At 73.4% G+C, this 25330-nt stretch carries 23 protein-coding genes and 1 pseudogene; 12 read left to right on the top strand and 12 right to left on the bottom strand.

The features are described from left to right. Both LCD35_RS26450 and LCD35_RS26445 read right to left on the bottom strand, forming a co-directional pair. Nucleotides 1-1548, bottom strand: a 1548-nt coding sequence (locus LCD35_RS26450; protein ID WP_225045134.1) for a FadD3 family acyl-CoA ligase, incomplete at its 3' end; no start/stop codon positions are given. Between the two features lie 4 nt (nt 1549-1552). Next, nucleotides 1553-2698: a steroid 3-ketoacyl-CoA thiolase gene (locus LCD35_RS26445; RefSeq protein ID WP_225045133.1), complete on the bottom strand. Its 1146-nt coding sequence runs from the start codon at nt 2696-2698 to the stop codon at nt 1553-1555. Nucleotides 2699-2927: 229 nt separating this feature from the next. On the opposite strand from LCD35_RS26445, the gene LCD35_RS26440 reads away from it, so the two are divergent. Next, entirely contained in the window at nt 2928-4154 is a 1227-nt protein-coding gene (locus LCD35_RS26440; protein WP_225045132.1) for a cytochrome P450, read from the top strand. 24 nt (nt 4155-4178) lie between these two features. Here the strand turns inward: LCD35_RS26440 and LCD35_RS26435 are convergent, their stop codons facing one another. Next, nucleotides 4179-4562: a helix-turn-helix domain-containing protein gene (locus LCD35_RS26435; RefSeq protein ID WP_225045131.1), complete on the bottom strand. Its 384-nt coding sequence runs from the start codon at nt 4560-4562 to the stop codon at nt 4179-4181. A gap of 94 nt (nt 4563-4656) precedes the next feature. On the opposite strand from LCD35_RS26435, the gene LCD35_RS26430 reads away from it, so the two are divergent. Further along, nucleotides 4657-5064: a RidA family protein gene (locus tag LCD35_RS26430; RefSeq protein WP_225045130.1), complete on the top strand. Its 408-nt coding sequence runs from the start codon at nt 4657-4659 to the stop codon at nt 5062-5064. 221 nt (nt 5065-5285) lie between these two features. On the opposite strand, the gene LCD35_RS26425 is transcribed toward LCD35_RS26430, so the two are convergent. From LCD35_RS26425 to LCD35_RS26405, 5 genes are read right to left on the bottom strand one after another with little or no spacing between them, the layout of a single operon-like run. Beyond that, nucleotides 5286-5729 (bottom strand): nuclear transport factor 2 family protein, encoded by a 444-nt coding sequence (locus LCD35_RS26425; RefSeq protein WP_225045129.1) that lies wholly within the window; start codon nt 5727-5729, stop codon nt 5286-5288. Between the two features lie 26 nt (nt 5730-5755). Beyond that, nucleotides 5756-6637, bottom strand: coding sequence for a TIGR03619 family F420-dependent LLM class oxidoreductase (locus tag LCD35_RS26420; RefSeq protein ID WP_224958569.1), 882 nt, complete (start codon nt 6635-6637; stop codon nt 5756-5758). After that, nucleotides 6637-7806, bottom strand: a complete 1170-nt coding sequence (locus LCD35_RS26415) for a thiolase domain-containing protein (RefSeq protein ID WP_225045128.1) — start codon at nt 7804-7806, stop codon at nt 6637-6639. The genes LCD35_RS26420 and LCD35_RS26415 overlap by 1 nt, the downstream gene beginning before the upstream one ends. Continuing rightward, nucleotides 7806-8861 (bottom strand): thiolase domain-containing protein, encoded by a 1056-nt coding sequence (locus tag LCD35_RS26410; protein WP_224958571.1) that lies wholly within the window; start codon nt 8859-8861, stop codon nt 7806-7808. The genes LCD35_RS26415 and LCD35_RS26410 overlap by 1 nt, the downstream gene beginning before the upstream one ends. A 25-nt stretch (nt 8862-8886) precedes the next feature. Then, nucleotides 8887-9945 carry a Zn-ribbon domain-containing OB-fold protein gene (locus LCD35_RS26405; RefSeq protein WP_224958572.1) on the bottom strand — a complete coding sequence of 353 codons (1059 nt, stop codon included), beginning with the start codon at nt 9943-9945 and terminating at the stop codon, nt 8887-8889. A gap of 100 nt (nt 9946-10045) precedes the next feature. Here LCD35_RS26405 and LCD35_RS26400 point away from each other — a divergent pair, with 100 nt between their 5' ends. Together LCD35_RS26400 and LCD35_RS26395 are read left to right on the top strand one after the other, a co-directional pair. Continuing rightward, the gene (locus LCD35_RS26400; RefSeq protein WP_224958573.1) at nt 10046-11110 is read left to right on the top strand and encodes an LLM class F420-dependent oxidoreductase; all 1065 of its coding nucleotides are present in this window, start codon (nt 10046-10048) and stop codon (nt 11108-11110) included. A gap of 52 nt (nt 11111-11162) precedes the next feature. Continuing rightward, nucleotides 11163-12683: an acyl-CoA synthetase gene (locus tag LCD35_RS26395; RefSeq protein WP_225045127.1), complete on the top strand. Its 1521-nt coding sequence runs from the start codon at nt 11163-11165 to the stop codon at nt 12681-12683. 65 nt (nt 12684-12748) lie between these two features. On the opposite strand, the gene LCD35_RS26390 is transcribed toward LCD35_RS26395, so the two are convergent. Next, nucleotides 12749-13537: a crotonase/enoyl-CoA hydratase family protein gene (locus tag LCD35_RS26390; RefSeq protein WP_224958574.1), complete on the bottom strand. Its 789-nt coding sequence runs from the start codon at nt 13535-13537 to the stop codon at nt 12749-12751. A gap of 96 nt (nt 13538-13633) precedes the next feature. On the opposite strand from LCD35_RS26390, the gene LCD35_RS26385 reads away from it, so the two are divergent. The 4 genes and pseudogenes from LCD35_RS26385 to LCD35_RS26370 all read left to right on the top strand — a co-directional run bounded on the left by LCD35_RS26385 (nt 13634) and on the right by LCD35_RS26370 (nt 17176). Next, a complete protein-coding gene (locus LCD35_RS26385; protein WP_224958575.1) occupies nt 13634-15352 on the top strand; it encodes an acyl-CoA synthetase in 1719 nt (572 codons plus the stop codon). Then, a complete protein-coding gene (locus tag LCD35_RS26380) occupies nt 15352-16455 on the top strand; it encodes a nitronate monooxygenase family protein (protein WP_224958576.1) in 1104 nt (367 codons plus the stop codon). Before LCD35_RS26385 ends, LCD35_RS26380 begins: the two co-directional genes overlap by 1 nt. Nucleotides 16456-16555: 100 nt before the next feature. Continuing rightward, nucleotides 16556-16948: a hypothetical protein gene (locus LCD35_RS26375; protein ID WP_374108137.1), complete on the top strand. Its 393-nt coding sequence runs from the start codon at nt 16556-16558 to the stop codon at nt 16946-16948. A 62-nt stretch (nt 16949-17010) separates the two neighbouring features. Then, nucleotides 17011-17176 (top strand): annotated as a pseudogene (locus tag LCD35_RS26370) (helix-turn-helix domain-containing protein). Here the strand turns inward: LCD35_RS26370 and LCD35_RS26365 are convergent. From LCD35_RS26365 to LCD35_RS26355, 3 genes are all read right to left on the bottom strand, one after another. Continuing rightward, the gene (locus tag LCD35_RS26365; protein WP_225045126.1) at nt 17151-18779 is read right to left on the bottom strand and encodes a long-chain-fatty-acid--CoA ligase; all 1629 of its coding nucleotides are present in this window, start codon (nt 18777-18779) and stop codon (nt 17151-17153) included. The pseudogene LCD35_RS26370 and the gene LCD35_RS26365 sit on opposite strands and share 26 nt — an antisense overlap. A gap of 144 nt (nt 18780-18923) precedes the next feature. Continuing rightward, a complete protein-coding gene (locus LCD35_RS26360; protein ID WP_225045125.1) occupies nt 18924-20042 on the bottom strand; it encodes an acyl-CoA dehydrogenase family protein in 1119 nt (372 codons plus the stop codon). 38 nt (nt 20043-20080) lie between these two features. Beyond that, nucleotides 20081-21259: an acyl-CoA dehydrogenase family protein gene (locus LCD35_RS26355; RefSeq protein ID WP_224958581.1), complete on the bottom strand. Its 1179-nt coding sequence runs from the start codon at nt 21257-21259 to the stop codon at nt 20081-20083. 300 nt (nt 21260-21559) lie between these two features. On the opposite strand from LCD35_RS26355, the gene LCD35_RS26350 reads away from it, so the two are divergent. The 4 genes from LCD35_RS26350 to LCD35_RS26335 all read left to right on the top strand — a co-directional run. Continuing rightward, nucleotides 21560-21769 carry a ferredoxin gene (locus LCD35_RS26350; protein ID WP_224958584.1) on the top strand — a complete coding sequence of 70 codons (210 nt, stop codon included), beginning with the start codon at nt 21560-21562 and terminating at the stop codon, nt 21767-21769. A 93-nt stretch (nt 21770-21862) separates the two neighbouring features. Beyond that, the gene (locus LCD35_RS30600) at nt 21863-22939 is read left to right on the top strand and encodes a Zn-dependent alcohol dehydrogenase (RefSeq protein ID WP_224977819.1); all 1077 of its coding nucleotides are present in this window, start codon (nt 21863-21865) and stop codon (nt 22937-22939) included. A 153-nt stretch (nt 22940-23092) separates the two neighbouring features. Beyond that, a complete protein-coding gene (locus tag LCD35_RS26340) occupies nt 23093-23974 on the top strand; it encodes a 3-oxoacyl-ACP reductase (protein ID WP_224958620.1) in 882 nt (293 codons plus the stop codon). Between the two features lie 44 nt (nt 23975-24018). Next, nucleotides 24019-25330: aldehyde dehydrogenase (locus LCD35_RS26335; protein WP_225045124.1), on the top strand; the 1312-nt coding region annotated here is incomplete at its 3' end.

The following is a 25330-nucleotide window of genomic DNA, read 5'->3' as shown; positions in this document are numbered from 1 at the left end:
GGTGCGGGGGAGGGCGGCGCGGAACTCGACGTGGCGGGGGAGCTTGAAGTTGGCGAGGTGCTCGCGGCAGTGGGCCAGGACCTCGTCGGCGGTGAGCCGGTGGCCGGGGGCGGCGACCACGTAGGCCTTCCCGACCTCGCCGAGGCGGGCATCGGGCACGCCGACCACCGCGGCCTCGGCGACGCCGGGCAGCCGCGCGATCGCCTGCTCGACCTCGGCCGGGTACACGTTGAACCCGCCGCAGACGTACATGTCCTTGAGCCGGTCGGTGATGGTGAGCCTGCCCGCGCGGTCCACCCGGCCGAGGTCGCCGGTGTGCAGCCAGCCGTCCGCGTCGACGGCGGCGCGGGTCTGCGCCGGTTCGTCCCGGTAGCCGAGCATCGTGTTCGGGCCGCGCAGCAGCACCTCGCCGACCTCGCCGGTGGGCAGGGCGCGGCCGTCGGCGCCCGCGATGCGCAGTTCGAAGCCGGCGGTGGGGCGCCCGCAGGTGGTGGCGACCACCGCGTCGTCGTCCTCCGGGCGGCACATGGTCGCGACCACGGCCTCGGTCAGCCCGTAGGCGGTGAGCACGGTGTCGAAGCTGAGCTCCCGCTGCATCCGCTCCACCAGCACCCGCGGCACCGAGGCCGCACCGGTGACGGCCAGCCGCAGGCTGGAGAGGTCGTGCTCGGCGCGCGCCGGATCGTCCAAGATGGACTGGTAGACGGTGGGCGGCCCGGGCAGCACGGTGATCCGCTCGCGGTGCACCAGTTCCAGCACCGCGCGGGTGTCGAACACCGGCACCGGCACGATCGCCGCCCCGCGCAGCAGGCACACCAGGATGCCCGCCTTGTAGCCGAAGCTGTGGAAGAACGGGTTCACCACCAGGTACCGGTCCGCCTCGTCGACGCGCCCGCAGGTCGCCCACGCGTCGGCGACGGCGAGAGCCTGGCGGTGCGCGCTGAGCACGCCCTTGCTGCGCCCGGTGGTCCCGGAGGTGTAGAGCAGGTCGCTGGGATCGGTGCCGCGCACCCGGGCGGCGGCCTCGTCCACCCGGTCGGCCGGGAGCGAGCGGTCACCGACCTCGGCCCAGTCCGCGCAGCGCGGCAGCGGTGCCGCGGCGCCCTCCACCGGGATGCGCAGGACCGTGCGCAGCGCGGGCAGGCCGGACACCGGGGTGCCGGTCGGCTCCCCTCCCTGCGCGCGCAGCTCCCGCAGCCGGTCCCGCCCGAGGAAGGTGTCGGCCACCACCAGTGCGCTCGCCGAGCTGCGCACCAGCACATCGCGGGTCTCGGCCGCGGTGAACCGGGTGTTGATCGGCACCAGCACCGCGCCCACGTGCAGCGCGGCCAGCGCCGCCACCACCCAGTGCCCCGTGTTCGGCGAGTTCAGCGCCACCCGGTCCCCGGCCCGGACGCCTTCGGCGAGCAGGAAACCCGCCAGCTCGCGGACCTGCTCGCGCAGCTCACGGAAGGTCAGCCGCAGCGCCGGATCGACGACGGCGGCGCGCTCGGCGAACCGCTCGGCGGCGAGGTCGAGGGCGGCGGGCACCGTCTCCGGGACGTCCACGGCCTCAGATCCGCTCGATGATGGTCCCGGTGGACAGCGCACCGCCCGCGCACATCGTGATCAGCGCGGTGCTCGCGTCCCGCCGCTCCAGTTCGTGCAGCGCGCTGGTGATCAGCCGGGCCCCGGTGGCGCCGACCGGGTGGCCCAGCGCGATCGCGCCGCCGTTGACGTTCACCCGCTCCAGGTCGGGCCGGTGCACCGCGGCCCAGGACAGCACGACGGAGGCGAACGCCTCGTTCACCTCGAACAGGTCGATGTCGCCGATCTTCATCCCGGACCGCTCCAGCACCCTCGCGGTGGCCTGCACTGGCCCGTCCAGGTGGTAGTACGGCTCGGCACCGACGAGGCACTGCGCGACGATCCGGGCCCGCGGGCGCAGGCCGAGCGCGGCGGCCCGGTCGGCGTCGGCGAGCAGCACCGCGGCGGCGCCGTCGGAGATCTGCGAGGCCGTGCCCGCGGTGTGGAATCCGGCGTCCAGCACGGGTTTCAGCCCGGCGAGCGCTTCCGCGCTGGTCTCGCGCAGTCCCTCGTCCCGGGTGACCAGGTGGGTGCCGCCGTCGGGGGCGGGGGCGCGGGTCGGCACGATCTCGCGGGCGAACCGGCCTTCGTCCCAGGCGGCGCGGGCGAGCCGTTGCGAGCGCAGCCCGAACAGGTCCACCTCGGCGCGGTCCAGGCCGCGCCGTTCGGCGATGCGGTCGGCGGCCAGGTACTGGTTCGGCAGGTCGAGGTCCCAGCTGTCGGGGCGCGGCCGTCCCGCCTCGGTGCCGAGGTTGGCGCCCAGCGGCACCCGGCTCATCGCCTCCACGCCGCAGGCGATGCCGACGTCCACGGCACCGGTGCTGATCAGCCCGGCGACCAGGTGCGCGGCCTGCTGGGCCGAGCCGCACTGGGCGTCGACGGTGGTGCAGCCGGTCGTCTCGGGCAGGCCCGCGTGCAGCCAGGAGGTGCGGGTGATGTTGCCGGCCTGCGCGCCCGCCTGGGTGACGCAGCCGCCGACGACCTGCTCGACGAGTTCCGGGGCGAGGCCGGCCCGGTCGAGCAGGCCGCGCTGGGCGGTCCCGAGCAGTTCCGCGGGGTGCAGGCCGGAGAGCGCGCCCCGGCGCCTGCCGATCGGAGTGCGTGCCGCGTCCACGATCACCGGAGTGCCCACCGTTCGTCTCCCTTCGGCATGAACGACCGGAAGTTTCAATGTAGAACTTGTTCTCGTTACCGACAAGGTCGTGCCGCAGGGGCGCGTCGTAATGGGGGAGAATCCGGACGCACCGCGTGATCATCACTGTTACGGGGGTTTACTAACCAGATCGGATGTGGTTCGGTTCACATAGAACAAGTTCTCTTTCGTGGACTCGTGTCTCCGTGCGGCCCGCAGGAGGTTGCCAGTGGTCTGCCCCCACATCCCGCCCGGCTTCGACTTCACCGACCCCGACCTCTACGCCGAACGGCTGCCCATGCGCGAGTTCGCCGAACTCCGGCGCACCGCACCGGTGTGGTGGAACCCGCTGCCCCGCGGCAAGGCCGGCTACGACGACGAGGGCTACTGGGTGGTGAGCAGGCACGCCGAGGTCAAGGAGGTCTCGCGCCGCAGCGACGTGTACTCCTCCTGGGAGAACACCGCGATCACCCGCTTCACCTCCGAGATGAACCGCGAGCAGATCGAGATGCAGCGGTTCATCCTGCTCAACATGGACCCGCCCGAGCACACCAAGCTGCGCGGCATCGTCGCCCGCGGCTTCACCCCGCGCGCCATCAACGGCCTCCGCGACGCGCTGCGGGAACGCGCCGAACGCATCGTCGAGACCGCGCTCACCGGCAGCACCGGCGACTTCGTCACCGACGTCGCCTGCGAACTCCCGCTGCAGGCCATCGCCGAACTGCTCGGGGTCCCGCAGGAGCACCGGAAGAACATCTTCGACTGGTCGAACCAGATGATCGCCTACGACGACCCCGAGTACTCCATCGACCCGGCCGCCGCCGCCACCGAACTGCTCGGCTACAGCATGGGCATGGCCGAGCAGCGCCGCGGCTGCCCGATGGACGACATCGTCACCAAGCTCGTGCAGGCCGACGTGGACGGGCACGCGCTCAGCGACGACGAGTTCGGTTTCTTCGTGCTGCTGCTCGCGGTCGCGGGCAACGAGACCACCCGCAACGCCATCACCCACGGCATGCTCGCCATGCTCGACCACCCCGAGCAGTGGGAGCTGTTCAAGGAGCAGCGCCCCGCCACCACCGCCGACGAGATCGTGCGCTGGGCGACCCCGGTGATGTCCTTCCAGCGCACCGCGCTCGCCGACACCGAGCTGAACGGGGTGGCGATCGGGCGCGGCGAGCGGGTCGCGATGTTCTACAGCTCCGCCAACTTCGACCCCGAGGTCTTCGACGAACCGGAGCGCTTCGACATCACCCGCGACCCCAACCCGCACGTCGGGTTCGGCGGCACCGGCGCGCACTACTGCCTCGGGGCGAACCTGGCCCGGCTGGAGATCGACCTCATCTTCCAGGCCATCGCCGACCGGATGCCCGGCATCGCCAAGGCCGGCGAACCCCGCCGCCTGCGCTCCGGCTGGCTCAACGGCATCAAGGAACTCCAAGTCCGCTACCGCTGACCCACCCCGCCGCAGACGAACCAGCTATCCCCCGAACCCCCGGCGGGCGGCTTCGATGGCCGCTAGGTGGGTGTGGGTCCAGTCGCACATCCCGTGCACCACCTGCCGCAACGCCCGCCCCGGTTCGGTGAGCTCGTAGTCCACCCGCGGCGGCACCACCGGGTGCACGGTGCGTTCCAGCAGGCCGTTGCGCTCCAGCATCCGCAGGTTCTGGGTGAGCATCTTGTGGCTGATGCCGTCGATCCGCCCGCGCAGCTCGCTGAAGCGCAGGCTGCCCTCTCCGAGCAGGTCGATGATGAGGAACGCCCACTTGTTGGCGACCTCGGTGAAGATCTCCCGCGCGAGCGAGTCGGCGCGCCGCAGGTCCGCCTCGTCCCCGAGCGGGCTGGTGAAGTTCTCGGTTCCCATCAGGTTCCTCGGTTACGGAAAAGTGCGTTCTTCCACGTCACGCGGCACTCTCCTACGGTTTCCCGGTAACCACAAGAGAGCACGGAGGTGCACGATGGCCATCACTCTGGTGAACCCGGACGGGCTGCCGGAGGTCGAGCTGTACCGGCAGGTGTCGGTCGCCACCGGGTCGAAGCTGGTGTTCGTGGCCGGGCAGGTCGCCCGCGACGAGCACGGGAACCCGGTCGGGACGGGCGATGTCGCCGCGCAGGTCGAGCAGGCCTACCTCAACGTCGCCACCGCGCTGGCGGCGGCGGGCGCCTCGTTCGCGGACGTGGCGAAGCTGACTGCCTACCTGGTGGACTGGACGCCGGAGAAGTTCGAGCAGTTCATGGCGGGGCGGGCGCGGGCGAGCGCGAAGCTGGGCGGGGCCGCGCTGCCCCCGTTCACCGGCATCGGGGTGGCCGCCCTAGCAGAACCGGACATGCTCATAGAACTAGAAGCAACGGCTGTCCTCGACTGAACGGCTGTCTTGAACAACTCGGTTTGCGTAGCACTGGGGTGGCGGAACCTCAGCGGGATTCTCGCTGCGGGATCTTTTTCACCGGTGGCTCCGCCACAGGCGAAAAAGCTGTCCTCGCGAGAATCCCGCTGAGAACCCGCGGGTGGTACGGCTGCGTGCTGGGTCGCTGCTCAGCGGCTTCGCCGCTGACGGGCAACTGATTGCTGGCCGCTCGGGGTGGTTCACGGGTTGGTGGTGAGGGTTGCCATTGCTCGGTCGAATTCCCAGAAGGCTCGCATCGAGATGAGCAGGCCGGTGTCGTCCACGCGGTAGAGGAAGACGCCGTCGGCGTCCATCGTCGCGCCGTCGGGGAGGTGGGTGCGGATGCGGCCGGTGTTGGCGACCTCCGAGCCGGCGGCGAACGAGTCGTGCACGTGGAAGTGCAGGCTCGCCGCCCCGGCGATCACCGAGTCCCAGAACGCGCCGATCGCCGCCGTGCCCCGATGCCCCTGCCCGGACGGGTCCAGCGGGGACGGGCCCACCGGGTCCTGCACCAGCGCGTCCGCGGCGAACAGCGCCAGCCAGTCCGCCTTCGCGCCGCGCGCCACCGCCGCCATCGAGGCCCGCGCCGCCCGCCGCGCCGGGTGGTCGGCCTCGGTCGCGTCCCACCGCACCGAACCGGTCATCGTCGCCTCCGTCGCATCCGGGCCGCTCATCCGGCCGCCGCCAGCGGGTGGATCACCTCGTCGGCGAAGCGCCGCAGCGAATCCCGCTTCACCTCGATGTCCGCGTCGAAACCGTGGCCGTCGAGCACCCACGGCACCACGATCGCATCGGTCACGCCCGCCGCCTCCTGCTCCCGGTAGCCGTCCGCGCCGAATCGGTCCACGCACACCGCCTGGATCTCGAAGGGCTCCGCCTCGCGGCCGAACTCGGCGCGCAGCTCGCCGAGCCGGGCGATGGTGGTGCGCAGCTCGGCGATCCGCATCATCGCCGAGGACCAGCCGTCCCCGCGGGCCGCCGCCCGCCGCAGCGCCCGCTCGGTGTGCCCGCCGACGTAGATCGGCACTCGGCGGCCGGGGGCGGGGGACATCTGCAGCCGGTCGAAGTCGAAGAACTCGCCGTGGTGCTCCACCATCCCGCCGCCGAGCACCAGGCGCAGCACCTCGATCGCCTCGTCCACCCGCGCTCCGCGCCGCTCGAACGGCGCCCCGCACCACTCGAACTCCTCCGGCGTCCAGCCGATGCCGACGCCGAGCCCGAACCGGTCCCCGGTCAGCGCCGCCACCGACGCCACCTGCCGCGCCAGCAGCAGCGGATTGCGCGGGCCCAGCTTCAGCACCGAGGTGTAGAACCGCAGCCGCTCGGTCACCGCGCCCATCGCCGCGGCCGCCACCAGCGGATCGGTCCACGGCGTCTCCTCGGTCCACATCCGCTCGCCGTCGGGGGTGTACGGGTAGTCGGCGGCGACGTGCTCGGAGTAGAACAGCGAGTCCGGCAGCGCGATCGCGGCGAACCCGGCCTCCTCCGCCGCGCGTGCCAGCGCGGTCAGCTCCGGCAGCGGGCACATGGCCACGGACAACGTGAACTCCATCAGCGCTCCCCGGGCCGCGCGGCGCCCACGACCCACATCGAGAAGTATTGCGAGCCCCCGCCGTAGGCGTGCCCGAGCGCGGTGCGCGCCCCGTCCACCTGGTGCTCGCCCGCCCGGCCCATCACCTGCATCGCCGCCTCGGCGAACCGCAGCATCCCGGAGGCGCCGATCGGGTTCGACGACAGCACACCACCGGACGGGTTCACCGGCAGCCTGCCGCCGATCGCCGTCTCGCCCGATTCGGTGAGCTTCCAGCCCTCGCCCTCGGCGGCGAAACCCAGGTTCTCCAGCCACATCGGCTCGAACCAGGAGAACGGCACGTAGAGCTCGGCGACGTCCACTTCGGACATCGGGTCGTTGATGCCGCCCTGCGCCCACAGCGCCGCCGCCGCGTCCCGCCCGGCCTGCGGGCTCACCTGGTCGCGGCCGGCGAACGTGGTCGGCTCGGTGCGCATCGCCGTGGCGTGGATCCAGGCCACCGGGCGGCCGGTGGCCGCGGCGGCGTGCTCGTCGCCGAGCACCATCGCGCACGCCCCGTCCGAGGACGGGCAGGTCTCGTCGTAGCGGATCGGATCCCACAGCATCTGCGAGGCCAGCACCGATTCCACCGTCAGGTCCGCCTGCCGCACGTGTGCCCACGGGTTGCGGCTGCCGTTGCGCCGGTCCTTGACCGCCACCATCGCCCCGATGTGCGGCGGGGCGCCGGAACGGCGGATGTAGGAGCGCACGTGCGGGGCGAAGTAGCCGCCCGCGCCCGCGCCCACCGGCATCGAGAACGGCGGCATGATCGACAGCGCCCACATGGCGTTCGACTCGGACTGCTTCTCGAACGCCACCGCCAGCACGCGGCGGTGCACCCCGGCCTGCACCAGGCTCGCCGCCACGTTCGCGGTCGAGCCGCCCACGGAACCGGCGGTGTGCACCCGCAGCAGCGGTTTCCCGGTGGCGCCCAACGCATCGGCGAGCACCAGCTCCGGCATCATCACACCCTCGAACAGGTCGGGGGCCTTGCCGACGACGACCGCGTCCACCTCGTCCCAGCCGACCTCGGCGTCGGCCATCGCCCGGTCCACCGCCTCCCGGCACAACCCGGCCATCGACACGTCGGTGCGGCGGCTGGCGTGCCGGGTCTGGCCGGTTCCGAGCACCGCGGCGATCTGCTTGCCCATCAGCCCTCCATCACGCACACGAGGTTCTGCTGCAACGCGGGTCCGCTGGTGGCGTGCGCGAGGACCTTTCCCGCCTCGCCCGACCACACGCGCCGCGCCGCCTCGCCGATCCGGGTGAGCCCGGCGGCGAACATCGGATTGCCGCACAACGCCCCGCCCGAGGGGTTGATCCGCACCGACCCGCCGAGGCCGAGGGCGTCGCGCAGCAGCAGCTCCTGGTGGGTGAACGGCGCGTGCAGCTCGGCGAGCTCGACGCCGTCGGCGCCCGCCGCCCGCCCCGCGTCCGCGGTGGACGGTGAAGCGGTGAGGTCCCGGCCGCCCAGCTCGGCCGACTCGATGCGGTGTTCCACCCCGGTGATCCACGCCGGGCGGTCCCGCAGTTCCCGGGCCCGCCCCGCGCTCGCCAGCAGCACCGCCGAGGCTCCGTCGGTGATCGGCGCGCAGTCGTGCGCGCGCAGCGGATCCGCCAGGTACGGCCGCGCTAGCAGCTCCGCGACCAGCACCCGGCCGGACAGCTGCGCGTGCGGGTTGTGCTCGGCGTCGGCGCGCGAGCGGGCCGCGACCTCCGCCATGTCCTGCTCGGCGAACGCCCCGGACTCCAGGCCGAGCCGCGCCTGCAACCCCGCGACGCCCACCGAGTCCGGCCACAGCGGCGCGGCGAAGTACGGGTCCAGCTGCATCGCCAGCACCCGCCGCAGCTCACCCGCCGAGGACTTGCCGAAGCCGTACACCAGCGCCGTGTCCACCTCGCCGGCGCGGATCTTCACCCACGCCTCGTACAGCGCCCACGCCGCGTCCATCTCCACGTGCGACTCGTTGATCGGCGGGAACGCGCCGATCGCGTCGATCGCCGCGATGAACGAGAACGCCCGGCCCGCCAGGTAGTCCGAGGAACCCGAGCACCAGAAACCCACGTCCTCCGTGCGCATCCCGGCGCCGGAGAGCAGTTCCTCGAACACCGGCACCAGCATCTCCACGCCGTTCGTGGTGCCGCTGGTGGCGCGGACGTTCGGCGCCTGGGCGAAACCCACGACGGCCACATCGCTGTCGGTCATGCGCGCTCCCAACGCCGGCGGGCGGTCACAGGTGGTGGGCGTAGGACTCGTACGGCGCGTCCGGTTCACCGGACGGGCGGAAGTGGTCGATGTTGCGCAACGTCGTGTCCCACTCGGCGCGCGGCTTCCACTCCGCCCGCACCCGCATGCCCATCCGGACCTCCTCGGCCGCGCACCCCAGCACCAGGTGCAGGAACGCGATGTCCGCACCGTCGAGCAGCACGTAGGCCGCGACGTAGGGCGGGGTGATGCGCTGGCCCAGGAACGGGACGTTGACGATGCAGAACGTCGTGACGATTCCGGTGTCCGGGAGCTCCACCTCCTGCTCGGTGGGCACGCCGTCGGTGGGGCAGGCGCCGCGCGGCGGGATGTAGACCTTGCGGCAGGCCGGGCACCGCTGGCCCAGCAACCGGCCCTCGGCGAGGCCGCGCAGGTAGCGGCTCTCCTCCGGGGAGGCGGAATGCCGGTAGTGCAGGTGGATCGGGGTGGTCAGCAGCTGCACGGGTTCGAGGCCGGAGTCGTCCCGCGGCGCGGAGGAGGTGGTGTTGCCGGGCGCACCGGCATCACCGGGTGAATCGGTGTCGCCGGGAGAACCGGAACCGCCGGGCGAATCGGTGTCGCCGAGGGAATCGGGACCGTCGGGAACCGGGTCGAAGCAGGCGATGTCCCGGATGCCGCCGACCCGTTCCGCCGCCCACCGCGCCCGCACCCGCATCCCGGTGCGCATCCGGTCCGGCGACCCGCCGTCCACCGCGTGCAGCAGCGCGGTGTCCGCCCCGTCCAGCCGCACCAACGCCCAGGCGAACGCGTGCGGCAGCGGCTGGCCTTCGAGCGGTTCCGGGATCCACGACCAGCTGCGCACCGTCCCGGTGTCGCCGACCTCGACGAGCTCGTCGAGCGGGGCGGCGGTGACCGGGTCGTGCTCGACGGCGGGCACGTGCACCCGGCCGTCCGAGCCGCGCACCCCGGTGATCCGCCGCTGCCGCAACCCGGCGGCGAAGCGGCCGAGCACGGGGCCCGGCGAACGGGTGTAGTCGAAGCCGACTTCGAGCGGGGCGCTGAGCGGTTCCGCGATCTCGGTCACGCGATGAAGTGAAACATGTTCTCGCCAAGGCGGCAACGTTCGGCGCACGATGGGGGCAGCCGCGGCCACCCGGCCGCACCCCGACGCGAGGAGGCCCGCCGTGCGGCTCGGACTGCAACTCGGATATTGGGGAGCGGCGCCCCCGGCGGACGCCCCGGCACTGGTCGCCGCCGCCGAATCCGCCGGTTTCGACGGGGTCTTCGCCGCCGAGTCCTGGGGTTCCGACGCGTTCACCCCGCTGGCCTGGTGGGGCAGCGCCACCAGCCGGGTGCGGCTGGGCACCTCGGTGGCGCAGCTGTCCGCGCGGTCCCCGGCGGCCTGCGCGATGCACGCGCTCACCCTCGACCACCTCTCCGGCGGGCGCCACGTGCTCGGGCTCGGCGTCTCCGGGCCGCAGGTCGTGGAGGGCTGGTACGGCGCCCCGTTCGGGAAACCCTTGGCGCGCACCAGGGAATACGTCGACGTGGTGCGCCAGGTGCTGGCCCGCGAGGCGCCGGTGCGCAACGACGGCCCGCACTACCCGCTGCCGGCCACCGGTCCGGGCGCGCTCGGGCTCGGCAAGTCGCTGCGGCCGATCACCCATCCGCTGCGCGCGGACCTGCCGATCTGGCTCGGCGCCGAGGGGCCGCGCAACGTGGCGCAGACCGCGGAGATCGCCGACGGCTGGATCGCGGTGTACTTCTCGCTGCGCGCCGCCCCGCTCTACCAGCAGTGGCTCGCCGACGGCTTCGCCCGGCCCGGTGCGCGGCGGGACCGCGCCGGGTTCGAGGTCGCCGCCACGTGCCAGGTCGTGGTCACCGACGATCCGGCCGCGGCGAAGGAGCAGGTCAAGCCGTCGCTGGCACTCTACATCGGCGGCATGGGCGCGACCCGGATGAACTTCCACGCCGACCTGTTCCGGCGGATGGGCTACACCGCCGCGGTCGAGGAGATCACCGCGCACTTCCAGGCCGGGCGCCGCGCCGAGGCCGTCGCCGCGGTGCCGGACGAGCTGGTGGACGACGTCGCCATCATCGGCGACCGCGAGCAGGTCCGCGCCGGGGTCCGCGCCTGGCGGCGGGCCGGGGTGGACGTGCTGCTGGTGGGCTGCCGGGACGTCGCGCAGCTGCACGCGGTGGCGGACGCGGTGCTCGGCGCGGACGACGAGCCCTTGCCGTCGAAGTGAAACGCGTTCTAGCTTGGTGGGAACCGCCGGCCCCCGGGAACAGGAGTGCGCCGTGACCGACATCGGACTCTGGAACATCGCCGCCGAACATCCCGGCCGCACCGCGCTGATCACCCCGGAGGAGCGGGAGATCGGCTACGGCGAACTCGCCGCCGAGGCCGACCGGCTCGGCCGCGGCTGGCAGGCGATGGGGCTCGAACCCGGCGACAGCGTGGTGCTGCTGCTGCCGAACGGACCCGAGCTGCTCGCCGCCTACTTCGCCGCGCTGCAGACCGGGCTGTACGTGGTCACGGTGAACTGGCACCTCGTCGGCGCCGAGATCGCCTACATCCTCGGCGACAGCGGGGCGAAGGCGTTCCTCGCGCACGAGCGCTTCGCCGCGGCCGCCACCGATGCCGCCGACCGCGCCGAGCTGGACGAGCACCGCCGGTTCGCCGTCGGCGAGGTCCCGGGGTTCCGGCCGCTGGCCGAGCTCGGCGCCGGCGAGCCCGCGACCCGCCCGGACGTGCGCACCGCGGGCTCGCCGATGCTCTACACCTCCGGCACCACCGGCAGGCCCAAGGGCGTCCGCCGGGCGCTGACCGGCGCCGATCCCGACCAAGTCCCGGTGTACTCGCAGTGGTTCTTCGGCATCTTCGGGCTGGAACCGTTCGACGGGCACGTGCACCTGTGCGGCTCGCCGCTGTACCACACCGCGGTGCTCAACTTCGCGAGCATTTCGCTGCAGCTGGGCCATCCGGTGGTGCTGGTGGACCGGTGGGACCCGGAGCGGATGCTCGCGCTAGTCGAGCGGCACCGGGTGACGCACACGCACGTGGTGCCGACCCAGTTCCACCGGCTGCTGGCGCTGCCCGAGCAGGTGCGGGAGCGCTACGACGTCTCCTCGATGCGCGTCGCCATCCACGGAGCCGCGCCTTGCCCGATCGAGGTGAAGCAGCGGATGCTCGACTGGTGGGGGCCGGTGGTCGTCGAGTACTACGCGGCCACCGAGGGCGGCGGCACCGTGATCCCCGCCGCCGAGTGGCTGCGCAAACCCGGTTCGGTCGGCCGGGCCTGGCCCGGGTCGGTGGTGCGGGTGCTCGACGACGACGGGGCGGAGCTGCCGCCGGGGGAGGTCGGGACCGTGTACATGCGGATGGGCACCTCCAGCTTCGAGTACCACCAGGCCCCGGAGAAGACCCGCGAGGGACGCGTCGGCGACCTGTTCACCCTCGGCGACGTCGGGTACCTCGACGAGGACGGGTACCTGTACCTGCGGGACCGCAAGAGCGACCTGATCATCTCGGGCGGGGTGAACATCTACCCGGCGGAGATCGAGAACGCGCTTTCGGTGCACCCGAAGGTCGCCGACGTCGCCGTGTTCGGCGTGCCGCACGAGGACTGGGGCGAGCAGGTCAAGGCCGTCGTGCAGCCCGCGCCCGGTGTCGCGGGGGAGGAGGCGCTCACCGCGGAACTGCTGGAGTTCGCCGCGGACCGCATCGCCGGGTTCAAGTTGCCGCGCATCGTCGACTACACCGACGAACTCCCGCGCGACCCCAACGGCAAGCTCTACAAACGCAAGCTCAAGTCCTGACCGCACTCGCCCGGACGGTTCAGGTGAACGGCTCCGCCCGATCGGACGGGCCGTTCACCCGGCGGTCATTCGCCGCGGAAGCGGGGCGTGCGCTTCTCCGCGAAGGCGCGGGGGCCCTCCTTCGCGTCGGCGCTGCGGAAGACCTCCAGGCCCAGCCGGGTGTCGACCTGGAAGGCCTCCTGTTCCGGCATGCCTTCGGTCTCGCGCATGGTGCGCAGGATCGCGCGCACCGCCAGCGGCCCGTTCGCGGCCACGAGCTCGGCGAGTTCCAGCGCGGTCGGCAGCGCCTCGCCGTCCGGCACCACCCGGCCGATGAGCCCGACGTCCGCGGCCTCCTCGGCGCTGAGGTGCCTGCCGGTCAGCAGGATCTCGGCGGCCCGCGCGTAGGGGATCTGCCGCGGCAGCCGCACCGCGGAACCGCCGAGGGGGAACAGGCCCCACCGGCACTCCGAGACGCCGAACCGCGCGCTGCGGCCCGCGATCCGGATGTCGGTGGCCTGCAGGATCTCGGTGCCGCCCGCGACGGCCGGGCCTTCGACGGCGGCGATGAGCGGTTTGGTGAGCCTGCGGCCCTTCAGCAGCGGTTCGATCACCGACAGGTCCCGCCCCGCCGTGGTGTCGCCGGGGTGGCTGCTGGTCATGGCCTTGAGGTCCGCGCCGGCGCAGAACGCGCCGCCCGCGCCGGTGAGCACGCAGGCGCGGATGTCGGGATCGGCGTCCACCTCGTCCCAGGCGCGCTGCATGATCGCCATCATCTCGGCGGACAGCGCGTTGCGGGCTTCGGGCCGGTTGAGCGTCACGACCAGCACCGGACCGCGCCGGTCCACCAGGCAGTGCGGGGATGTTCCGGACATGCGTTCCTCCCGGGGTGCGAGCGGGAAAGCCTTGCAGGGAAACGTGAACCGATCGGCCCGTTGCCTCGAACGATAACATGTTCTAATTTCGATCGGGTGGCACACAACATCGCGGATCTCTTCGAGCACGCCGTCGACCTGACACCCGAGCGCGTCGCCGTGATCTGCGGCGAGCGCCGGGCCACCTTCGCCGAACTGGAACGCCGATCGAACCGGCTCGCCCACCACTGGGCCGACCGCGGGCTGGGCCGGGGCTCGCACATCGGGGTGCACACCCGCAACCGCATCGAAGCCCTCGAAGCCATGCTGGCCGCGTACAAGCTGCGCGCGGTCGCGGTCAACGTCAACTACCGCTACGTGGCGGGAGAACTGCGCTACCTCTACGAGGACGCCGACCTCGTCGCACTGGTGCACGAACGCCGCTACGCCGACCGGGTGGCGCAGGCGCTGCCGCCCGGGCTGCGGCACGTGCTCGTCCTGGAAGACGGCAGCGACCTGGACTGCGACGCGACCCCCTACGAGACCGCCCTCGCCGAGGGCTCCGACGAGCGCGACTTCCCGGCCCGCTCCGACGACGACCTGTTCCTGCTCTACACCGGCGGCACCACCGGCGACCCGAAGGGCGTGATGTGGCGCCACGAAGACGTCTGGCGCACCCTCGGCGGCGGCATCGACTTCATGACCGGCGAACCGATGGCCGACGAGTGGCAGCAGGCCCGCGATGGCGCCGCGAACGGCGGGCTGGTGCGCTTGCCGGCCGCCCCGTTCATCCACGGTGCCGCGCAGTGGGCCGCCTTCGGGAACCTGTTCGCCTGCAGCCCCGTCGTGATCGTCCCCGAGTTCGACCCGCACGAGATCTGGCGCGCCGTCGAACGCCACGGCGTGCACGTCCTGGCCATCACCGGCGACGCGATGGCCCGGCCGCTGATCGAAGCGCTGCACGAGGGCGAGCACGACGTGTCCTCGCTGGTCGCGATCTCCAGCAGCGCCGCGCTGTTCTCCCCGTCGGTGCAGCGCCAGTACCTCGACGCGCTGCCCGGCGTGCTGCTCACCGACTCCATCGGCAGCTCCGAAACCGGGTTCAGCGGCATCGGCGTGCTCAGCGCGGACACCTCGACCACCGGCGGGCCCCGGGTGAACGCCGACGCGGCCACCGCGATCATCGGCCGGGACGGGACGCTGCTGCCGCCGGACTCGACCGAGGTCGGGCTGCTCGCCCGCTCCGGGCACGTGCCGCTGGGCTACTACAAGGACCCGGACAAGACCGGCGCGGTGTTCGTGGAGATCGACGGCACCCGCTACGTGGTGCCCGGCGACTACGCCCGCTACGAAGCCGACGGCACCGTCACCATGCTCGGCCGCGGCTCGATGTCGGTGAACACCGGCGGCGAGAAGGTCTACCCCGAAGAGGTCGAGGGCGTGCTCAAGGCGCACCCCGCCGTGTTCGACGCGCTCGTGTTCGGCGTCCCCGACGAGCGGCTCGGGCAGTGCGTGGCCGCCGTCGTGCAGACCCGCGACGGGGCCGCGCCCGTCTGGGACGACCTGGACCGGCACGCGCGCGAGCACATCGCCGGGTACAAGGTGCCGCGCAAGCTGTGGCTGGCGGGGGAGGTGCGCCGCTCGCCCAGCGGCAAGCCGGACTACCGGTGGGCCCGCGGGCTCGCCGAGCGGTTCCGGCCGAGCTGCGCCCGCTCCGGCAGAACTCCCGCCGCAGCAGCCGAATCCGGCCCGCAGCGCACCGCCGCCGAGAAGTCCGACCCACCCGCCGACGACCCCGGCTCCGCCGCGCGGGACGCGGCCGAAAGGACCCCCTGATGCGCACCGACCTCTGCGACCGGCTCGGCATCGAGCACCCGATCGTCGCCTTCACCCCGTCCGAGCACGTCGCCGCCGCCGTCAGCCGCGCGGGCGGGCTGGGGGTGCTCGGCTGCGTGCGGTTCAACGACGCCGCCGAGCTCGACGCGGTCCTGGACTGGATGGACCGCAACACCGGCGACCGCCCGTACGGCGTGGACGTCGTGATGCCCTCCACCGTGCCCACCGAAGGGTCCGATGTGGACCTGGCGGCGATGGTGCCGCAGCAGCACCGGGATTTCGTGCGCCGCACCCTCGACCGGCTCGGCGTGCCGGAGCTGCCCGCCGGGCAGGGGGCCGGGGACGCGGTGCTCGGCTGGCTGCACTCGGTGGCCCGCTCGCACGTGGACGTGGCGCTGCGGCACCCGGTCGCGCTCATCGCCAACGCGCTCGGTTCCCCGCCGCCGGACGTGATCGGCCGCGCCCACGAGCGCGGCGTGCAGGTCGCGGCGCTCGCCGGCAAGGCCGAGCACGCCCGCAGGCACGTCGAACAGGGCGTGGACCTGGTCGTGGCGCAGGGCCACGAGGCGGGCGGGCACACCGGCGAGATCGCCACCATGGTGCTGGTGCCGGAGGTCGTCGACGCCGTCGGCGACCGGGCCCCGGTGCTCGCCGCGGGCGGCATCGGCTCCGGGCGCCAGATCGCGGCCGCGCTGGCCCTGGGCGCGAGCGGGGCGTGGATGGGTTCGTACTGGCTGGCGACCCGCGAGTACGCGCAGACCACCGGCGGCGCGGCGATGCAGCGCGCGCTGGTCGCCGCGGGTTCCGCGGACACGGTGCGCACCCGCATCTACACCGGCAAACCGGCGCGGCTGCTCAAGACCCGCTGGACCGAGGCGTGGAGCGAACCGGACGCGCCCGAGCCGCTGCCGATGCCGCTGCAGAACATCCTGGTCAGCGAGGCGCACCAGCGGATCAGCGCGGCCGAGGACCCGGAGGTGGTCTCGATGCCGGTGGGGCAGGTCGTGGGCCGGATGAACGCGGTGCGCGGCGTCGACGAGCTGATGGGCGAGCTGCTCCGCGAGGCCGACGACACCCTCGCCCGCCTGGGCCGCCTGCGCTGACGCCCGTCGTCCGGGGCGGGCCGATCCCCCCGCCGCGGCCGCCGGGGTGCTCGTCGGCGGCAGCGGGCTCGTCCGGTGCTGCCTGCAGGACCCCGACGCGGTGCAGCGGATGTGGGACCTGGGGGTGCGGCTGCCGGGCTACCTGTTCGCGGCGGTGGCGCTGCTGCTGCGGACCGCGGTGCTGCGGACCGCGGTGCGCCACGGCGCGTTCACCGACCTGGTACCGCGCCGGATGGCCGCGCTCGGCTGGTTCCTGGTGCTCGGCGTCCCGGTCGCCGCCGCGGTGACCGGGTGGTCGCGGCAGGCCCTGGTCGCGAGCACGGTCCCGGCGGCCACCCCGCCCGACGTGTTCGGCGGCGGCCAGCCGTGGCAGGCGATGAGCGGCAACCCGTTCCCGTGGTTCGCGGTGCTGGCCGGGCTCGCCGCCCTGATCCTCGCCCGGATCATGCGGGAAGCCGTGCGGATGCGCGAGGACCTGGCGGGGACGGTGTGACCGCCGACGACGAGCCGCACGGCGTCCGCGTGCACCTGGACCGGCTGCTGGCCGAGCGGGACATGACCCTGACCGAGCTCGGCGACCGGATCGGCATCACCCTCGCGAACCTGTCGATCCTGAAGAACCAGCGGGCCAGGGCGATCCGGTTCTCCACGCTGGCCAAGATCTGCGGCGCTCGACTGCCAGCCCGGGGATCTGCTCAGCTTCGAGGAACCGGACGCGTAGCGCGGCCGTCCAGCTCGGCCGCCCGCTCCGGGGGCAGGACCTCGTAGACCGGGTCCGGCCCGGGACGCCACCACACCGGGTCCGGGCAGTTCCAGCGTTGGGCGGCGAGTTCGCGCTTGAGCACCTTGTGCGTGCCGGTGCGCGGCAGCTCCGCGGCGATGCGGACGAACCGCGGCAGCTGCTTCGGACCCAGATCCGGTTGCGCGGCCAGGAAATCACCGAGGTCGTCGAGCTCGTCGGCGAGCACCAGCGCCGCCATTACCTGGTCGCCGACCGCCGGGTCCGGCACCGCGTACACCGCGGCGTGCGCGATCGCCGGATGCCGCAGCAGCACCCGCTCGATCGGCGCGGCACCCAGGTTCTCCCCGCCCACCCGCAGCCATTCCGCGGAACGGCCCGCGAAGTAGCAGAACCCGTCCGCGTCGACGTAGCCGAGGTCGCCGGACCGGTACATGCCGCCGCCCATCCGCCGCGCGTCGTCCTCCGGCGCGCCGTAGTAGCCGGCGAACCAGCCGGCGCCCGCGGTGTTGACCAATTCGCCGACCGCCTCGTCCGGGTTGGCGAGCCGTCCGTCCCGGTCGAAGACCGCCACCGCGCACCGCCGCCCGGTGTCCGGGTGCAGCACCGCCACCCCCGGGCCGGGTCTGCCGAGCGAACCGGGTGGCGCGTCCGGGGTGCGGGCGATGGCGATGCCGCCTTCGGTGGAGCCGAACCCGTCCACCACCCGGCAGCCGAAGCGCTCCGCGAACCGCGCCAGGTCCCGCTCGGCGCCCTCGTTGCCGTAGGCGATCCGCAGCGGGTTGTCCGCGTCGTTCGGCCGCGGCGGCGTGGCCAGCACGTACGACAGGGGCGTGCCGACGTAGTTCGCGTAGGTGGCGCCGAACCGGCGCACGTCGGACAGGAACTCCGACGCGGAGAACCGGCGCCGCAACGAGATCGCCGCGCCCGCCGCCAGGCCCACCGCCCACCCGGCGAACAGTGCGTTCGAGTGGAACAGCGGCATCGAAACGTACGTGCCGTCCCGCCCGCCCAGCCGGAACCGGTCGGCGAGCATCCGGCCCGGGAACGCGACCTTGCCGTGCGTGCAGCGCACCGCCTTCGGCTCGCCGCCGGTGCCGGAGGTGAACAGCAGCGCGAACAGGTCGTCCGGGGTGGCGGGCACCGGGTCGAGCGGGGCGCCGCGGTGCGCGGCCAGCGCCCGCTCCCACTCCGGGGAGCCGAGCACCAGCACCTCGGCGTCGAGCTCGGCACTGTCCAGCAGCGGGGCGTGCCGCGGCTCGGTGATCACCAGAGCGCAGTCCGCGAGCCGCACGTCCCGAGCCAGCGCCGCGCCCCGGCGGCCCGGGTTGAGCCCGGCCAGCACGGTGCCGGACAGCGCGGCCGCGCCCAGCAGGAAGGAGAACTCCGGCACGTTGTCCAGCAGCACCCCGACGTGCGGCGGCCCGTCGGTGGGGTGCCGCGCGCGCAGCAGGGCCGCGAGTTCGGCGCTGCGCCGCACGTGCTCGGCCCAGCTCCACTCCCGGTCCTCGAAGCGCAGTCCGGGCCGCGCGTCGTCCGCGCGGGCCAGCAGCAGTTCGGTCACCGTCGGCGTGTGCTCGGACATCCGGCTCCTCCCGTCGAAACCCGGTTCGTTTTCCCACTCGTTCTGCGGAGCACTGGGGTGGCGGACCCTCAGCGGCTTCGCCGCTGGCAAGGAACCGACACGACCACCCGGCCGCTTCCGCAACATGAGCGGAAACAAAGCCGGTCAGTCCGAGGAGATCTCGTCGGCGGCCAGGGCGGCGCCGATGCGGTGCAGCTGTGCGGTGGCGCCGCCGAGGACGAACTCGCGGCGCTTGGCGGCGGTGAAGTAGCGGTGCAGGTCGTGGTCCAGGTCGATGCCCGTGCCGCCGTGCACGTGGACCGCGGTGTGCGCCACGCGGTGCCCGGCTTCGGCGGCCCAGAACTTCGCGACGGCCACCTCGGCGGAGCACGGCAGGTCCTGCGCGGCGCGGCACGCGGCCTGCCACAGCGTGAGCCGGACGGCCTCCACGTCGACGTAGGCGTCGGCGAGCCGCTGCGAGACCGCCTGGAAGGTGCCGATCGGACGGTCGAACTGGACGCGTTCGCGGGCGTGCGCGGCGGTGAACTCCAGCGCCCGCTCCAGCACGCCGAGCTGTTCGGCGCACGCCCCGAGCGCGTACCGGTCGGCGAGCCACCGCGCGACCTCGGCGCCGCCGAGCAGCCGGTCCGCGTCGAGCGCGACCGCCGCCAGCTCCAGCACCGCTTCCGCGTCCCCGTCCACGACCTGCTGCGCCCGCACCGAGACGCCCGGGTCGGCGGCGGCGACCACGAACACCCGGGTGCCGTCCGGGGTCGTGGCGGGGACGAGGAACGCGTCGGCGACCGTCCCGGCGGGCACCGCGACCTTCGCGCCGTGCAGCACCCACCGCTCGTCCGCCCGTTCGGCGCGGGTCGCGGGCGGGTCCGGAACGGGTTCGGCGCCTTCGGCGAACGCGGCGGTGCGCACGATCTCGCCGCCGCCCGCGGGCCGCGCCCAGCGCTCGCACTGCTGCTCGTCGCCGAACCGGGCGAGCGCACCCGCCCCGGCGACCAGCGACGCCAGGTACGGCACCGGAGCGACGGCGCGGCCCAGTTCCACCAGCACCGCGCACTGCTCCAGCGGCCCGCAGCCCCCGCCGCCGAGGGAATCGGGCAGCCCGGCGCCGAGCACGCCCGCCTTCGCCAGTTCCGCCCACAGCGCGCGGTCGAAGCGCTCCGGCCCGGATTCCACTTCGCGCAACCGCTCGCTGGTGACCCGGTCGGTCGTGATTCGGCGGGTCAGCTCGGTGAGGTCCTGCTGCTGCTCGGTGGGGGTGAAGTCCATCGCGGTGCTCCTCTGCGAGTGGTGGGTTCCGGCGCGCGTCACCGGCGGGCGCGCGGCAGGCCGAGGCCCGCGGTGGACACGATGTCGCGCTGCACCTCGTTGGTGCCGCCGCCGAAGGTGAGGATCAGCGCGGCCCGGTGCATCCGCTCGATCCGGCCGCGCAGCGCCGCACCCGGTGCGCCGCCGCGCACGTGAGCGGCGGGGCCGAGCACCTCCATCAGCAGCCGGTAGGCCTCGATGGCCAGCTCGGTGCCGTAGACCTTCGTCGCCGACGCCGCGGCGGGCGCCGGTCGTTGCTCGGCGGTCCAGGCGATCTTCCAGTTCATCAGCTTGAGCACCTCGGCGCCCGCGTGCACCCGCGCCAGGTGCGAGCGCACCCACTCCTGGTCGAGCACCCGGCGCCCGTCGGCGAGTTCGGTGCGCCGCGCCCACTCCCGCACCTGCCCGAGCGCCGCGATGATCGGGGCCGCGGAGGTGAGCGCGACCCGCTCGTGGTTGAGCTGGTTGGTGATCAGCGGCCAGCCGCCGTTCTCCGTCCCGACCAGCGCGCTCACCGGCACCCGCACGTCCTCGTAGTAGGTGGCGCTGGTGGTGGGCCCGGCGACGGTGCGTACCGGGGTCCAGGAGAAGCCGGGGGAGTCGGTCGGCACGACCAGCACGCTGAGGCCCTCGTGCTTGCGGGCGTCCGGGTCGGTGCGGCAGGCCAGCCAGATGTGGTCGGCGTACTGCACCAGGCTGGTCCACATCTTCTGCCCGTTGATCACGTAGTGGTCGCCGTCGCGCACCGCGGTGGTGCGCAGCGAGGCGAGATCGGTCCCCGCCTCGGGTTCGGAGTAGCCGATGGCGAAGTGCAGTTCGCCCGAAGCGATGCCCGGCAGGTACCGGGCGCGCTGCTCCGGGGTGCCGTAGCGCATGATCGTCGGGGCGATGCTGTTGAGCGTCAGGAACGGTACCGGGACGCCGGCGACGGCCGCCTCGTCGGTGAAGATGAGCTGTTCCAGCATGGTGCCGCCGTGGCCGCCGTGTTCGCGGGGCCAGCCGAGGGCGAGCCAGCCGTCGGCGCCGAGCCTGCGCACGACCCGCTCGTAGGCCCCGCCGTCGCCGTAGTCGCCGTCGCCGGTCAGTTCGGCGCGCAGCTCGTCGGTCATCAGGTCCGCGAAGTAGTCGCGCAGCCGTTGCCGCAGCCGCTGCTGCTCGGGGGTGAAGCCGATGTGCATGGGGCCTCCTGGCGCGAGCGATGCACGGTTCGAGTGCAACGTGTTGCAGTGACCATAGACCGGCGGGCGCTCGCGGGTCGACCTTCCTCCTACCGGTCGGCATCCATCGATTCCGGAGGTCCCGATCGGATAGCGTGGAACGCGTTCTAGGTTCGGATCCTCGCCGGGACTGACCGCGCTGGTCCGCTCGGGTGATCCGGCGGCCGGACGGTGTCCCGGGGCGGGTGCGGCTCGTTGGCCTCGCGGGAGGCCGATGCCGATCCGTCGCGCGGACAGGGGTCCACGAGTGCGGAGGTGGTCATGGAGATCGGCGTGCGACCGGAGCTGTGCGAGGCCAACGGGGTCTGCGCCGGGCTCGCTCCGGAGGTCTTCGAGCTGGACGAGGACGAGCGGCTGCACGTCCACCGCCCCGTCCCCGCCGAGCGGGTAGAACGTGTTACCAAAGCTGTGCAGCTGTGCCCCAAAGGAGCGTTGTACTTCGTTGAGGGAACCGATGAACTCGGGTCTTGAGCAGAACGGTAACAAGTTCTACCGTGTGTCGCAGGTAACGGTCCGCTCCGGCGGGCGTGGACGCGACGAGGGGACAGGACCGTGGAAGCAGCGGTGCTCGATCAGATCGGCGACGACCGGCTCCACGTCCGCTCGGACGCGGCCGTGGTGGCTCCCGGGCCAGGTGAAGTGCACGTGCGGATCCGCGCGGCCGGCATCTGCCACAGCGACCTGTCCGCGATGAACGGCACGCTTCCCGCGCTCGCCCCCGGCGTGATGGGCCACGAAGGCGCGGGCGAAGTGCTCGCCGTCGGCGACCAGGTGACCGACCTGGTGCCCGGCGACCACGTCACCATCACCTTCGTCCCGCCCTGCGGGACCTGCCGGGAATGCCTGCACGGCCAGCCGCACCTGTGCGCGGTGCACACGGTCGCCGCGTTCACCTCGCCGCGCTTCGAGGTGGGCTCCCAGCCGGTGTTCGGGTTCGCCGGCTGCGGCACCTTCGCCGAGGAGCTCGTGCTGCCCCGCGCCGGGGCGATCAAGGTCGAGCCGGACGTGCCGTTCGAGGTGGCCGCGCTGCTGGGCTGCGGGGTGCTGACCGGCGTGGGCGCGGTGCTCAACACAGCCCGGATCGAACCGGGCGCCACCGTCGCCGTCATCGGCTGCGGCGGCGTCGGGATCTCGGTGGTCCAGGGGGCGCGGCTGGCCGGGGCGACCACGATCGTCGCGGTGGACCCGGTGGTCGGCAAGCACGCCGGGGCTCGCCGGTTCGGCGCGACGCACACCGCCACCCCCGACGGCTTCGACGAGCTCAAGCAGGAGCTCACCGGCGGCGCCGGGTTCGACTGCGCCATCGAGGTCGTGGGGCTGGCGGGCACCATCCGCGCCGCCTACGACGCCACCCGCCGCGGCGGCAGCACCGTCATCGTCGGCGCGGGCGGGGCGGAGCAGAAGGTCGAGTTCACCGCGCAGGAGCTGTTCCTCAACGAGCGCAGGATCCTGCCGTCCTTCTACGGCTCGGCCGACCCGCGCCGGGACATCGACCGGATGCTGCGGTTCTGGCGCGCCGGGCTGCTCGACCTGGAGGGCATGGTCAGCAGGCGGCTGCCGCTGTCCGAGATCAACGAGGGGCTGGCCGCGCTGCAGGGCGGCGATGCCGCGCTGGTGCGCCAGATCGTCACCTTCGACTAGACCGCCGACCGACCGGGCCGCCGACCGACCGGGCCACCGACCGGCTGAGCCACTGATCTGCCGGGCCACTGACCGGCTTCGCCACCGAGCGGCCCGGCCACCGATCACCGGAGCAACCGACCTGAGGAGTCCACTGTGGAGCAGAGTCCGGAGCTGCGGCTGGACGGGCGGGTCGCCGTGGTCACCGGCGCGGGCGCCGGGCTCGGCCGGGCCGAGGCGCTCGCGCTCGCCGGAGCGGGGGCGAGCCTCGTGCTCAACGACGTGTCCGCCGCCGCCGACGACGTCGCCGCCGAGATCACCGGAGCGGGCGGCCGGGCCGTCGCGGTGCGCGGCGACGTGGCCGAGCGGGACACCGCGGACGGGCTGCTGGCCGCCGCGCTGGAGCACTTCGGCGGCCTGCACGTGGTGGTGAACAACGCGGGCGTGCTGCGCGACCGGATGGTGTTCGGCATGTCCGACCAGGACTGGGACGAGGTGGTCCGGGTGCACCTGCGCGGGCACTTCCTGCTCACCCGGGCCGCCACCGCGCACTGGCGCCGACTGTGCAAGGAGACCGGCGCCGAGGTCGGCGCCCGGATCGTGAACACCGCCTCCGAGGCGTTCCTGCTCGGGTCCGGCGGCCAGCCGAACTACGCGGCCGCGAAGGCCGGGATCGCCGCGCTCACCGTCTCCACCGCCCGCGCCACCGCCCGCTACGGGGTGCGCGCCAACGCGATCTGCCCGCGCGCCCGCACCGCCATGACCGAGGACGTCTTCGGCCCGGCGCCGGACGGCGGCGTGGACCCGCTGTCCACCGAGCACGTCGCGCCGTTCGTCGCCTACCTGGCGGCCCCGGCCGCCGACGCCGTCAACGGCCAGGTGTTCGTGGTGCACGGCGGGAAGGTGGCGCTGATGGCCCCGCCGACGATCGAGCGCCGCTTCGACGCCGCCGGACCCACCTGGACCACCGAGGAGCTGCACCGGGCCGTCGGCGGCCACTTCGCCGACCGCGCGGGCGGCATGTTCACCAGCGACGACCTGCTGTCGCTGGGCTAGACCCCGAAGCACGCCCGACCGCTCGACCAGGAGGAGTGACCAGGATGTCGCTGACCGTGCAGAAGCACCGCGAGCGGATCGGGCTGCCGGACGGCTCGCTGCTCGTCGACGGCGAGCGGCGCCAGGCCCGCTCCGGTCGCACCTGGACCCACCGCCATCCCGCCACCCAGGAGGAGATCGGGACGTTCCCGGTCGCCGGTGCCGAGGACGTGGACGACGCGGTCCGCGCCGCCCTCCGCGCCTTCGACGAGGGGGAATGGCCGGGACTGCCGGTCGGCCGTCGCGCCCGGTTGCTGCACCGCTACGCCGAATCGCTGCGGGAGCACGCCGAGGAGCTGCGCGGGCTGCAGGCGCTGGACAACGGGGTGCCGCTGTCGTTCGGCACCGTCTACGCCGGTTCCGTTGACGTCGCCGCCGACGTCTTCGACCACCACGCCGGGTGGATCGACAAGGCCGGTGGCGAGACGCTGCCGCCGTACCAGGGCGGCGACCACCTGGCGATGACGCTGCGCGAACCGATCGGCGTGGTCGCCGCGATCCTGCCGTGGAACGCGCCGTTCCTGCTGTTCGCGCAGAAGGTCGCGCCCGCGCTGGCCGCCGGGTGCACCGTGGTGCTGAAACCGTCCGAGCACGCGACGTTCTCGGTGCTGCGGATGGTGGAGCTGCTCGTCGAGGCCGGGCTGCCCGGCGGGGCGCTCAACGTCGTCACCGGCACCGGGGAGACCACCGGCGAAGCGCTCATCACCCACCCGGCGGTGGACAAGGTCAGCTTCACCGGCAGCCGCGAGGTCGGGCGGCGCATCGTCGAGGCCTCCGCGCCCACCTTCAAGCGCGTCTCGCTGGAACTCGGCGGCAAGAGCCCCGCGCTGGTGTTCCCGGACGCCGACGCCGGGATGGCGGGCATGACCGCGATGGGCATGGTGACCCTGGGGCTGTCCGGGCAGGCGTGCGTCGCGCACACCAGGGCGCTGGTGCACCGCGACGTCTACGACGAATTCCTCGGCGCGGCCGAGCTGATCGCCGCCTCGGTCACCTACGGCGACCCGTTCGACCCGGGCGTGCTCTCCAGCCCGCTGATCAACGAGCGGCAGCTGGAACGGGTGCTGGACCTGGTGGCGCGGGCGGAACGGGACGGCGCCCGGCTGGTCACCGGCGGGGTGCGCGCCGACGGCGAGCTGGCCGCAGGGAACTTCGTCACCCCCGCGATCTTCGCCGACGTGGACAACGGGATGGAGATCGCCCGCCAGGAGGTGTTCGGCCCGGTGCTGTCGGTGGTGCCGTTCACCGACGAGGACGAGGCGGTGCGGCTGGCCAACGACACCGAGTACGGGCTCGGCGCGGGCGTGTTCACCGCCG

Source organism: Saccharopolyspora sp. 6V (assembly GCF_020176785.1).
GTDB classification, from domain to species: domain Bacteria; phylum Actinomycetota; class Actinomycetes; order Mycobacteriales; family Pseudonocardiaceae; genus Saccharopolyspora_C; species Saccharopolyspora_C gregorii.
This window is presented reverse-complemented; position numbering and strand designations above follow the sequence as displayed.

Excerpts from the sequence above, each read along its gene's own strand:
- LCD35_RS26355 (WP_224958581.1), bottom strand. The coding sequence starts at position 21,259 with ATGCACATCGGCTTCACCCCCGAGCAGCAGCGGCTGCGGCAACGGCTG.
- LCD35_RS26390 (WP_224958574.1), bottom strand. The coding sequence starts at position 13,537 with ATGTCCGGAACATCCCCGCACTGCCTGGTGGACCGGCGCGGTCCGGTG.
- LCD35_RS26435 (WP_225045131.1), bottom strand. The coding sequence starts at position 4,562 with ATGGGAACCGAGAACTTCACCAGCCCGCTCGGGGACGAGGCGGACCTG.
- LCD35_RS26365 (WP_225045126.1), bottom strand. The coding sequence starts at position 18,779 with ATGTCCGAGCACACGCCGACGGTGACCGAACTGCTGCTGGCCCGCGCG.
- LCD35_RS26410 (WP_224958571.1), bottom strand. The coding sequence starts at position 8,861 with ATGACCGACAGCGATGTGGCCGTCGTGGGTTTCGCCCAGGCGCCGAAC.
- LCD35_RS26420 (WP_224958569.1), bottom strand. The coding sequence starts at position 6,637 with ATGGAGTTCACGTTGTCCGTGGCCATGTGCCCGCTGCCGGAGCTGACC.
- LCD35_RS26425 (WP_225045129.1), bottom strand. The coding sequence starts at position 5,729 with ATGACCGGTTCGGTGCGGTGGGACGCGACCGAGGCCGACCACCCGGCG.
- LCD35_RS26430 (WP_225045130.1), top strand. The coding sequence starts at position 4,657 with ATGGCCATCACTCTGGTGAACCCGGACGGGCTGCCGGAGGTCGAGCTG.
- LCD35_RS26360 (WP_225045125.1), bottom strand. The coding sequence starts at position 20,042 with ATGGACTTCACCCCCACCGAGCAGCAGCAGGACCTCACCGAGCTGACC.
- LCD35_RS26350 (WP_224958584.1), top strand. The coding sequence starts at position 21,560 with ATGGAGATCGGCGTGCGACCGGAGCTGTGCGAGGCCAACGGGGTCTGC.
- LCD35_RS26380 (WP_224958576.1), top strand. The coding sequence starts at position 15,352 with ATGCGCACCGACCTCTGCGACCGGCTCGGCATCGAGCACCCGATCGTC.
- LCD35_RS26415 (WP_225045128.1), bottom strand. The coding sequence starts at position 7,806 with ATGGGCAAGCAGATCGCCGCGGTGCTCGGAACCGGCCAGACCCGGCAC.